The organism is Candidatus Thermoplasmatota archaeon (genome assembly GCA_034660695.1).
Taxonomy (GTDB): Archaea; Thermoplasmatota; E2; order UBA202; family DSCA01; genus JAYEJS01.
In genome coordinates this window covers 1-7,713 of sequence record JAYEJS010000087.1, presented here as the reverse complement: position 1 = coordinate 7,713, position 7,713 = coordinate 1, and the positions used below count along the sequence as shown (strand labels likewise).

The 7,713-nt window shown below is 39.6% G+C and carries 9 protein-coding genes; 4 read left to right on the top strand and 5 right to left on the bottom strand.

Translation table 11 applies throughout. The features are described from left to right. From U9O96_04510 to U9O96_04500, 3 genes are all read left to right on the top strand, one after another. The coding region (locus U9O96_04510; GenBank protein MEA2054362.1) for an IS630 family transposase at positions 1–506 on the top strand (506 nt) is incomplete at its 5' end. Positions 507–675: 169 nt separating this feature from the next. Further along, entirely contained in the window at positions 676–1,338 is a 663-nt protein-coding gene (locus U9O96_04505; GenBank protein MEA2054361.1) for an AAA family ATPase, read from the top strand. Positions 1,339–1,342: 4 nt separating this feature from the next. Further along, entirely contained in the window at positions 1,343–1,966 is a 624-nt protein-coding gene (locus U9O96_04500) for a response regulator (protein ID MEA2054360.1), read from the top strand. Here the strand turns inward: U9O96_04500 and U9O96_04495 are convergent. From U9O96_04495 to U9O96_04475, 5 genes are all read right to left on the bottom strand, one after another. Next, positions 1,952–2,620, bottom strand: a complete 669-nt coding sequence (locus U9O96_04495) for an A24 family peptidase C-terminal domain-containing protein (protein ID MEA2054359.1) — start codon at positions 2,618–2,620, stop codon at positions 1,952–1,954. The genes U9O96_04500 and U9O96_04495 overlap by 15 nt on opposite strands. A gap of 86 nt (positions 2,621–2,706) precedes the next feature. Then, entirely contained in the window at positions 2,707–5,079 is a 2,373-nt protein-coding gene (locus tag U9O96_04490; GenBank protein ID MEA2054358.1) for a PKD domain-containing protein, read from the bottom strand. 106 nt (positions 5,080–5,185) lie between these two features. Then, entirely contained in the window at positions 5,186–5,752 is a 567-nt protein-coding gene (locus U9O96_04485) for a 5-formyltetrahydrofolate cyclo-ligase (protein ID MEA2054357.1), read from the bottom strand. Next, positions 5,753–6,817, bottom strand: a complete 1,065-nt coding sequence (locus tag U9O96_04480; protein ID MEA2054356.1) for an alanine--glyoxylate aminotransferase family protein — start codon at positions 6,815–6,817, stop codon at positions 5,753–5,755. 23 nt (positions 6,818–6,840) lie between these two features. Next, positions 6,841–7,065 (bottom strand): FeoA family protein, encoded by a 225-nt coding sequence (locus tag U9O96_04475; GenBank protein MEA2054355.1) that lies wholly within the window; start codon positions 7,063–7,065, stop codon positions 6,841–6,843. A gap of 115 nt (positions 7,066–7,180) precedes the next feature. Between U9O96_04475 and U9O96_04470 the strand changes: the two genes are divergently transcribed. Continuing rightward, positions 7,181–7,713: hypothetical protein (locus U9O96_04470; GenBank protein MEA2054354.1), on the top strand; the 533-nt coding region annotated here is incomplete at its 3' end.

Genomic DNA, 7,713 nt, shown 5'->3' with positions numbered 1-7,713 from the left:
CTCCTCCAAACAGCATTGTGTTTAGCTTCGATCAGAAAGCAAAGATAGCTATCAAACAATATACCGGCTATGTTTACACAAAAGTAAGGAGAGTGAAACATCCAGCAAAACAAAAAGTTAGAGGATTGCTGGAAATGCCAGCAGCAATTAATGTTCATACTGGCGAGATACATTACTGGTTCTTTGACTGGAAAAACAGTTTTATTATCATAGAGTGCCTTGAAGATCTACTAAGAATGTATCCTGACAAAGAAATCTACGTCATTCTCGATAATTGGAGTGCACACGTTTCCTATACAATAAGAGTATGGAATTCCCTCCATCCAAAGATACACCTAGTCTATCTTCCTACAAATGCTAGCTGGATGAACATGATTGAAAGAGTGTTCTCAAAGTATGGTAAAGATATCCTACAGAATAGCAATTTTGAAACAGTTAGAGAAGCGATGAACAGGACTGCCAATTACTTCGAAAAAGAAACAAGTTTTAGGAATTGGCGTATTTAAGCCAAGTTCTCTTCTCAGTTCCATGTTAAATATCTCTCGTAAATAAAGGGAGGATATTAAGAGTTTACTATATTTGGGATGGAGGCATTTCATAATTTTATAAAATTTGATGGCAAACTGGTGAAAAATAGTGAAAGAAATATAAAGCAGGAGTTATTTACGATAGGAGATGTTAAACGAGCGGATTCTTCTGAACCCAAATGAGCCGAATCCCGGCTTTATGGTATACAAGGATGAGGCAAGGAAAGTAATTCTCAAAACAATAGCCGGGAGAAGCGAATGTTTCTGGGTTCTTGGGAAAACCGGGATAGGAAAGACCACTTTTCTTCTCTGGATGAATGAATTTGCACCGATTTATAAAATAGAGCCAATAATGATTCACGGTGGAGAAAAATTGACTGTGGGAGAGGTGAAAACGAAAGTAGAGCAGGCTATAAAACCTTCATTTTTTTCCAGAGTTTTCTTAAAAAAAGAGGCTATAGAAAGGCCTGTCGTGCTTTTAATTGATGAGGTCGAATACATAAGAGATGACGGGGTTTTTCAGTATATTATAAGCAAACTGGATGATGAAAGGTTGCATATGTCGGCAGTGCTATCATCTGTGGACATAGTTGACGATATAGTGAAAAACTATTTGAAGGGAAGGGATATTGAGAAAATGTATCTAGGGATGCCGTCATCCGATGTTCTCATGGAAATGGTGAAGCGGAGAATCGAATCGGCGGGCGGAGAAGGTTTCAAGCCGTTTGGAAAGCAGATGGTGAGAGACATAGTGGAGTCATCTACTACTATAAGGGAAGTACTCATAAAACTAGAAGAATCCATAAGGTGAGAAAATGAGTAAAAGGATAATGATTGTCGATGATGAGTATGAAGTAGTCGACATAGTTAAAAAAATGCTGGAATCGGAGGGGTATAAGGTTACAACAGCAAACAGCGGGGACGGATGCTTAAAAAAGTTGAAAAAAGAAAAACCCGATCTTATTCTTCTCTATATAATGATGCCAGGAATGGACGGATGGACAACTTTGAAAAAAATAAAAAGTGATGAAGAATTCAAGGATATTCCCGTATCAATGCTTACTGCTCTTCCCCTTACACCGGATGATACAAAAGATAAACCCATAAACAGCATAGAAAATTATATTGTAAAACCATTCTCAAAGAAAATTTTGCTGCAGAAAGTACAGGACATTATCGATAAAGAAAAAGAAATAAACGAGATGTATAAAAAAATCAGGAAGGAAGTCGGGGAGGCGGAGGCGGAGGAATACAAACGGTTGTCTTTTGCTGTCAACAGGCACAGAAGATTGACAGCTGCCATTGTGGATTCTACAGTCAGTGAGCTAAATGATTCTATAAAGAATTTGATATTGAGTCAGAAAAGAATGATAGATGTTATGAACAACAGGATAAAAGAAATAGAAGAGATGACGGAAGCGAGCTTAGATAAAAAGTGATATTATTTTATATAAAATATCGCCCAGAATAAATGAAATGAAATAGCCTGCAGTGAGAGGTATAAGAAAAGGAACTTTTGGAGTGACCCATATTACGCCATCCCCAAAAATCTCCGGATTCAAATCTTTTTGAGGGAGTACCGTTTTTTTTCTTTTTCCATCTTCAATTTTTTCCATCGGCCAGACAAATTTTTCTTTTATTTCACTCGCCTTCATTTTATACCCAAAGAAGTAAAATGGAAACTCAAAAACACCTTTTTTCATGTTCCATACAAAAAATGCAAGGGGTATAAGGAGAAATAGCAGAAGCGAATTCACAAAAATTATCAGGGGAAATGGAAATTCTACCGGTGCCATCCAGAGCGGCAGGCTGCCTATGCGGGGAAAAAGGGGAACGAGCAAAGATATGGCAACGAGAGCTTTGGCGTCTGCCCCGCCCATACCAAAAAAAAGCAATGAAAATGAGATGGAAAGCATGAGCATAACGGAAAACAGGACTTTGGGAAGCGAATAATTAGAAAATAACATGAGAAGCAGGCCGGCGGCGCCCGCAATCATCCAGAGTTCGTTTCTTGCAATCCTGTATTTGAAGTCGGTGTAGGATGCATAAAGTAAAATGGCCATGCCTATAAGGAAGCGGAGCAGGTCAAGCATGTTCTCTTAATTGATATTGGATATAACTATGTGTCGCTATTTTTTGAATGCTGGCTGGGCACAAAGGGAAGGACGAGAGGATAATATTATCTTATTTTTCTCATGAACAGAAGAGCAATAAAAATCGCTCCGATTGTTAAAAGTGCTGCAAATCCCGGTGTGCCTCCTCCAGATCTATGAATTATTATGTCCACGTCTTCGATGTTGCTTTTAATCCCGTTATCACCTGTCGCCTGAATTCTTATGGTTTTGGTACCGACAGTCAAATTCTCACTTAATTTCGGTACTTTAATTCTTATAAGGAAATCTTTTTCTTCTCCATTCTTTAAATTTATGTTAGGTGTAATGGGTATTATGGTAAGATTAGCATTTTCCAAAATGGAAATAGTGACATTGTTCGCAGAGAAATTATAGCAATAAATTTTTATTGGGATAGTTCTCTCTGAATTCTCATTAAACGGAGCTATATTGGAGACACCAAGTGAAATTATTAATTCTGGATTCCCTCCTCCTATTTTCATGTTAAAGCTATAAGTATTAATAGCACTACCATTGTCTTCCACCTGTAACGTGACCAGATATTCTCCCTCTTCATACCATGTGTGTGTCACTGTGGGTATTGTCTTTTCATCATATGTTCCGTCTCCCCAGTCCCATTTATATATGTCTATGCTCCCATCTGGGTCATAACTTTCGCTAGCGTTAAAGCTAACGATTTCTCCCGGCTGAGGTTGGAGAGGAGAATATTCAAGAGCAGGAACTGGAGGTATGTTATCTCCCTCACTATTTACTGTTACAAATTTTTTTGTAGATGTAGTCATTCCATCGTTGTCAGTAACAGTCAACGTAACGGTATATGTTTTATTTGTTGTATATTGATGTGTTGTGCTCTGCCCATCGCTTGCATTTCCGTCTCCGAAATCCCATGACCATGATGCAATGCTTCCGTCGGGGTCGTACGAAGAGGAGGCATCAAAAGATACTGTCTGCCCGTCAATTGGATTTAGAGGACTGTAAGTGAAATCTGCAACAGGTTTCGCATTTGATACGGTAATATGCCCGATTTTTGTATCCGTACCTGCCGGGCCACTGACAGTCAATGTAACATCAAACGTTCCAGTAGCTGCATACTTATGCAATGGATTTCTATCATTTGACGTATGTCCATCCCCAAAATCCCATTGCCACGACGTTACGCTACCAGTGGATTTATCATTGAAATGGACAAAGTCAGCCCTTGTCGGGTTTGCCGGGGTGAACGTAAAATCTGCGACCGGCGGCTGTGCGGGCCCCTCCCCTCCGCCTCCTTCCCACAATATCTCCCCGCCAGGAGAATACTTTATCGTATAATAATGGCTACGGTCGCCTTCATTATAGCCTGTAACAATTATGTTGTTATTGGAATCAATTGCAACGTCCTTGGCACCGCCGGTAAAATCTTCTTTTTTAATCCACAAATCATTGAGATTATTACCATATTTTACCGTGCAGAAATGGCTGCCATATGCATCAGTTGAAGTTCCCGTTACGATGATGTTGTCTTTGCTGTCCACCGCTATGCCGAGGGCATCATCAGTTCCTGCAATATCATATTTATGATCTTTCTGTTTATTTCCACTGCTGTCATATTTTACTGTCAAATAATCCTTATTTAATTCCTCTTCAGAGCCGCCGGTTACGATTACATTGTTGTGTGAATCTACTGCAACTCCAGAAGCGCTGTTATTCTCATTTCCACTGCCGTAATATACTAGACCCCATATTTTATTCAAATTATTGTCATATTTTAATGTGCAGTACACCAGCTGACCATTGTAATTTGACGAACCCGTTACAATAATGTTGTTGTTGCCGTCAAGAGCAATACCAAAAGCCAGGTCAGTGTCACTTTCATCAAAAACTTTTTCCTTCAATTTATTTCCGTTTGAAGCACATTTTATTGTCCAGTAATCGCTGGAAATACCAACAGAAAGATCTATTTTAAGAGACAGGCCTGTAACAAATATGTTGTTGGCGTTGTCGATTACAACTCTCCACGGCGTATCATAAAACTTTCTGTGATATGTTTGATGCCATAGATAAGTGCCGTCCTTGCTGTACTTTATCAAACAGTAATTAAATCCCACTATTGCTGTTTCATTTACCGAGCCTGCGACAATTATGTTATCGTTAGAATCAACTGCAACATCCTTACCGATATTGAAATTATATTTATCGAAATCTTTACTCCATATTAAATGCCCGTCGCTTCCATCATATTTTTCCGTTCTTATGATCCATTTGTCTTTTGAATAGTCATATACCTCCCCAGTGACAATGATGTTATCCTGACTATCCACCGCAACGCCATTGGCTGTCATGTCTCCTTCTGATCCATTTGCTCCCATAGAAAAGCCAGGGAGAAAGAGCGTTATCACAATGGCAAAAGTACACACTTTTAGTATCGCTTTTTTCTTCATTTTTTTCAACCCCGAATTCTTGTTTATCCAAACTCTATATTTAAAGTTTCTTTTGAGGTATACATTTCGTCCATTTATAAAAAATGTGGTACAATTATCGAAAAATTTATTTTGTATCTATAATCATTTTCTCTGTCACAACCTTATCCACCCTGACATCATGTCCTTCATTTGGTATTCTCTCCAGAACCTGGAAGTCATAGGCAATGCCAACTTTTATCCCTGCCACCCTTTTCAACAATTTATCATAATATCCCCCTCCATATCCTATCCTATTGCCATCGGTATCAAACGCTATCCCGGGGATAATAGAGATATCAACTTCATTTGCCCCTCTCTCCCTTGCGTATCCTTTTCTCGGCTCAAGAATCCCATAGGCACCAGATGATAATTCTTTCCAGTCTCTCAACTCAGATAAAATTATTTCCCTTTTTTTTCTGTCCGTCACAACAGGAACAAGAACTTTTTTATTTCCTATGAGAGAGCGTATAAGCCCATGTGTGTTCACTTCCGTGCCAAATGAAATGTACGGCAGGACAACTTCCGCCTTTACAAAATCTTCCATACCGTAAATATTGCTCATCACTAAATTACTTCTTTCAAAAATTTCTATTATAGAAAGAGAATTTCTCCTACCCAGCAGCCTTTTCCTTATCTCATTTTTTTCTGACATTTATAGGTCGAGTATTTCTTCTATGACATCGAGCAGGCCGTATATGTCCTGGACCTGCAGATCTCCCATGTGGGCTATCCTGAATGTTTTTTCCTTCAAGTCGCCATATCCATTTGAAATGCGCATGTAGTGCTTTGCCAGTTCATCATTCAGTTCCTTTACAGATATGCCCCTGGTATTTCTAATGCACGTAAGCGTTTTTGATTCGTACCCCCTTTCCGGATAAATATCAAAATATTTCCTTGCCCATTCCTGCACAATCTTTGCCATCTTCTCATGCCTTGCAAATCTGTTTTCCAGGCCTTCCTCGTTTATTATGTAATCCATTTGAGCATTCAGTGCAATTATCTGCGATATTGCCGGTGTCACCCTCGTCTGATTTTTAAGATGGTACTTATACATCAACGGGAGATTGAAATAATAGCCTCTATTCACTTCCCCGGCTCTTTTGATCAGCCTATCGCTTACAGATGCAACGGCTATACCAGATGGCAAAGCAAAACATTTCTGGACGCCGGCGAGACACATATCTATGCCAAACCTATCTACTTCTATTCTGGCTCCACCCATTGCAGAAACCGCATCAACAAAAAAGAAAACGTCCGGATACTTTTTAATGACCTCCGATATATCTTCCAATGGATTCATCATTCCCGTAGACGTCTCGTTAAATACAAGAGCTACCGCATCATATTCTCCCGTTTCCAGTTTTTCCTCAACCATCTCGGGCTTTATCGCTTTATCCCATTCAATACTCAACATATCGCATGGAATGCCATTCATTTCTGTTATCTTATGCCATCTTTTTGAGAAAGCCCCATTTACAAGATTTAAACATTTCTTTTTAACGCCGTTTATTACTGCCGATTCCATGGCCCCTGTAGAGGAAGACATGAATAATAGCACCGGATTTTGTGTATACAACAATTTTTGCAGTTTTGGCTGGAGGTCTGCATAAAGTTGGGAAAATTCTTTAGAACGGTGATGTATCTGGGGTGTTGCCATCGCCTGCAAAATTTCCATCCTCACTTCGCTTGGCCCAGGAGTAAATAATTTCTGATGCATGGGGAAGTATGAAAAAATATTACTTAAACATTTCCTACATTCACAAAAATTTTGCTTGCCATCCCCCGCCCTATGGAAGTGCCTTTTCCATCTATCCGTATCACGATTGGGGCCCGCAGTGGATGTGCCGTTACAACCTCAACAATTTTACCTTCCCTTATACCCCTCGTTCTCAAATTTATCTTGAAGCCAGTTCCTCCTTTCATTCCCGATATTACCGCTTTTTTACCTGGCTGAAGAGTTGCCAATGAAATCTCCAAGGCAAGCCTAAATTTATGTTTAAATTTTTGGACATGCCTGCTTTTCAGCCATCATCAGTTAATTTTAAATAACTCCAGCATATTTCTATTTGGAGGCAATAAAATGAGGAAATATAAAGCAAAAGCGGCGATAGGAGTTATAGTGGCGGTATTGATGGTGTTGGCAACGATGGTAGTAGTGCCAACACCAATTCAAGATAATAAAAATACCACTATGTACTCTTCGCCAACAGAGAGTAAAAATACAGTGGATGTTAGTCCAGACGATGGAAACGACCAAACTGAATCATGCGCACTTGACCAATATGTACGGATGGATCCTTCTGAGGAACCGGTAACTGCTAATTTGGGTGAAGAAGAAAACGACGCCGGTTATAACACGGATACGGGCGACAGCATTCTCAAATCTCTTCCATTGTATCCTGGAGAGATAAAAGATGGTGCACCAGGTAGGGGAACAACCGGCCAGCTCGATCCAAGTGGTGACAAAGACGATTGGTATTACTTCTCGGCATGCGAGGGACAGAAAATAAGCATAAAGATAACGCCCGAATCCAATTTTGACGTTGAGCTTGTGGATTACGAGGCAACTCAGATAGCAGTATCAGAAAATACAGGCACCACAGCAGAATCAAT

What these genes read in the sequence shown, in the direction of transcription:
- U9O96_04485 (MEA2054357.1), bottom strand. Translation starts at nt 5,752, where the DNA reads ATGTCAGAAAAAAATGAGATAAGGAAAAGGCTGCTGGGTAGGAGAAAT.
- U9O96_04480 (MEA2054356.1), bottom strand. Translation starts at nt 6,817, where the DNA reads ATGCATCAGAAATTATTTACTCCTGGGCCAAGCGAAGTGAGGATGGAA.
- U9O96_04495 (MEA2054359.1), bottom strand. Translation starts at nt 2,620, where the DNA reads ATGCTTGACCTGCTCCGCTTCCTTATAGGCATGGCCATTTTACTTTAT.
- U9O96_04500 (MEA2054360.1), top strand. Translation starts at nt 1,343, where the DNA reads ATGAGTAAAAGGATAATGATTGTCGATGATGAGTATGAAGTAGTCGAC.
- U9O96_04490 (MEA2054358.1), bottom strand. Translation starts at nt 5,079, where the DNA reads ATGAAGAAAAAAGCGATACTAAAAGTGTGTACTTTTGCCATTGTGATA.
- U9O96_04505 (MEA2054361.1), top strand. Translation starts at nt 676, where the DNA reads ATGTTAAACGAGCGGATTCTTCTGAACCCAAATGAGCCGAATCCCGGC.